Genomic DNA, 3,294 nt, shown 5'->3' with positions numbered 1-3,294 from the left:
ATATATAGTTTCAATCGGATATACTCCAGGATTCAACAAAGGCAATTTGAATGATGCTATTCCATTTTTATCTGTTTTGACTGTTGAGGCCTTACCGTTGATTTTAAAAGTGACCGGAACGCCACTGGCCGCTACCTTACCATCAGCAGAAACCACCCTAACAGCGAAGTGAGAATCACTGTTATAATCGACTGTGATATCCTTATTGCCAATGACTTTACATGTGCTCAAATCCAATACAACAGTTACTTTGTTCTTATAGGTCTGATTATTATAAGAAGTTGTAACAGGATAAACACCCGGAACTTCATTAATCTCAAATTTGGCAATTCCATCATCATCAGTTAGAGCAGCAATTGTTTTTCCATTGATTGTGAAATTAACACAGGCTCCCACAACAACATGACCATCAGCTGCTTTAACTTTGACTGAAAAGTATTCGCCGCCGCCATAGTCAACTACAATGTTTTTATTGTCAATGATAGTAGTGTCATCTTTTAACGTGTATGCTTTAATGCAGGCAACAAATCCATATGTTTGATATGAATCTTTCCAAATCCCATCATCACCATTAGTTAATGAAACGCCAGTCTCATAGTGCATCCTTTTTGGGATGGACATGCCCAATGCCATGGATGTTACATAGATACTAAACTTATCGCCTTTCTTAATTGGAATGTACTTGTCCAATTTAATTGTGTGGTATCCCCTATAAGGTGAAACACCGTTTTGAGTATAGACCACAGCCCCATTCACTGCAACTTTAACTGTGTAATCCATACCGCTTTGATTAAAGTAGGTTCCAACAGCGGCTATCAAATCATCTTCGGCACTGACAAAGTTATTCACATTGGTTACAGGAGTGCCATATAATTCACAGGTTTCATCATTGAACACAAATAGCTTAATGCCTGTAAAATCATATTGATAATTCTTATTGTATGGCATGGTATTTTCAAACACATATGCTACCGCTTGGCGTGTTAGTTGGTCATCGGGACATAATGTTCCATCATAATATGAGACATACATGTATCCCCCATCACCAGATTGGGTTCCCCAGCTGTTTTTGATAATCCATGCCCCATCACCATCAGGGATGGTGGCGAAGTTTTCCTTTGGATAATTATCATCCCATCCAGCAAGAGCGACTGCATGATTTGTAGGACCAGTCAAATGATAAAAAGCACCTGTGGTTGGGTTATAAGCCTCTGGCTCCTGTTCACCATCATAAAGAACTGTCAATGCACCATATTTAAGAATAGCTTTTTTAAGAGCAGGGTCTCCCGGAATTGATATGTTCCTATCATCAATTAAAACAAAATCCTGAAGGTGTATTGTTTGATTTGTGTGGATTACTGGAGATAATTTTCCAAGTTCATCATATATGTCATATTCCTGCGGAAATGCACCGAGCCAAGATAAAAAATAAGCTGCAGCAATCATTTCATTCCCGCTTTCGATTTCATCAGACCCATATCTGCTGAAAACAAGCATTGAATCCTGCATATTATTTTCTGAAATATCATATGACCTTCCGGTATTTTTCAATAAAGCAGATTCAAACGCTGCCACTCCACCAAATGACCAGCAAGAACCCATGTTTCCTTGGTCCCTAACTGGTGTAATCCATCCGATTTCCCTCAAATCAAATCTGGCAGGAAGGGTGGTGAGGTCAATGTTGTTTGCAGTTAAATTTAATTTCATTCCTTCGCCAAGAATCACACTGAGATAATATGTGTTATTCAAATCACCCTGTGAAATTGTATCGCTGCCGTATACCTGGCCTATTGTTGATCCGATACCATCAAAATATGTATAAACCGGATTATTGTTGTTGTTAAATGTTATATTGTCCAGATGGTATTCGGAATCGTAAATTAATATTCCACTGGCCATTGAAGCATTATTATTATTGAATTCTGAATCAGCAATGTTCAAAACGCCGTAATCAAAATATAATGCACCCCCTGATGTTTGATAATTAGGTTGTGGCACTACCTTATTTGAATTGAATTTACAATTGGTTATTTCTGCAATTACATTTGAAAGATATGCCGCTCCCCCCGCATAAACTGCAGAACAGTTGGTGAAGCTTGAATCTTCAAGAGTTAGGTTACCTGTTAGTTGAACAAAAGCCCCACCAAAACCTGAAGAAACATTATTGAAAGTTAAATTTCGAACAGTTACTGTAATTGGTTCTGTAATTGGTTCGTCACCCTCCCCTTCGATATCGATAAATAATGCCCCTGCATTTTTAGTTGAAGTGGTATTTACAAATAGGCAATTTTCAATAATTGCCTGTTTAGGTGTTCGAATTGCTACAGCACCAACAGATTCATTTGCTTTTAAGTTATTAAATTTAGTATTATTGATGGTCACATAGCTATCCTGAGCAAATACTGCTGGAGTATATGCTGAGGAAATATTATTGAAAATACAATTATCAATAAATAATTCATTTTCTATCTGATTAGTAAAAATTAATCCCCAATGACTGAAATATTTTGATGTAAAATTGCTGTATTCAATATTCACAGCACCAGCCTCTAAATAAAGTGCGCTACCATGATATGAATAACTGTCAATAAAATTACAATTAAAAATATTAACACTGGCATCTTCCACAACAGCCACATCCCCTCCCAGGAGGTCTGCAGAATTGTTAATAAATGTAACATTATTTAAAGTTAATGATCCCGTTCCGGCAACTATTGCACCACCGGCCCTAATAGAATGACCATTAACAAATTTGAGATTGTTTATTGTGACATTCTTTCCGAGAATGAAAAATATCGACACTTGCCCGTTTCCATCGATTATGTGGTTATTTCCATTTATTACAAAATTATCTTTATCAATGCTTATTTTTTTTTCCATCATCGGTCCCATTATTGAATTTGTAGTTCTTTTCAATTTCGAATACATCTGCAGATGCGGAAACATCATTTGCTAAATCTGTAAACGTATTATTAATTTCACTTTCACCATATCCGCTATACTCTGTACTTTGCAGGATTGCCGGCTCATCATTAAGAGCATCATCCCCCATTTCTATTGGATTGTCTGTACTTATTGTGTCATTGTTAATTTCTTCTGTTGCTGAGACAGCACCTATTGAAACTATCAAAAAAAGCAATATAAAACCTAATTTTGCAAATTTCATAGATTACCCCCATTAATCAATAATCTAACCCATAAATCAAAAAAAATATGAATATTATTTTATTCTGCTATCGAAAATTGAATATTTTTTAAACAATATGTTAAAAAAAAGTTTATTCCAAGAGATAT

Annotated in this window: 2 protein-coding genes; both read right to left on the bottom strand. The window is 35.9% G+C overall.

Annotated features, from left to right (window positions below; genetic code table 11):
* The coding region (locus ACKI4K_RS02965) for a C1 family peptidase (RefSeq protein WP_407422133.1) at positions 1-2,883 on the bottom strand (2,883 nt) is incomplete at its 3' end.
* The gene (locus tag ACKI4K_RS02960; RefSeq protein ID WP_407422131.1) at positions 2,858-3,166 is read right to left on the bottom strand and encodes a hypothetical protein; all 309 of its coding nucleotides are present in this window, start codon (positions 3,164-3,166) and stop codon (positions 2,858-2,860) included. The genes ACKI4K_RS02965 and ACKI4K_RS02960, both read right to left, overlap by 26 nt.
* Positions 3,167-3,294: the final 128 nt, after the last annotated feature.

It is taken from the genome of Methanobrevibacter sp. (assembly GCF_045644645.1).
In the GTDB taxonomy this organism is placed as follows: domain Archaea; phylum Methanobacteriota; class Methanobacteria; order Methanobacteriales; family Methanobacteriaceae; genus Methanocatella.
The sequence above is the reverse complement of the archived record's forward strand: the minus strand, read 5'-3'. Positions and strand labels throughout refer to the sequence as shown.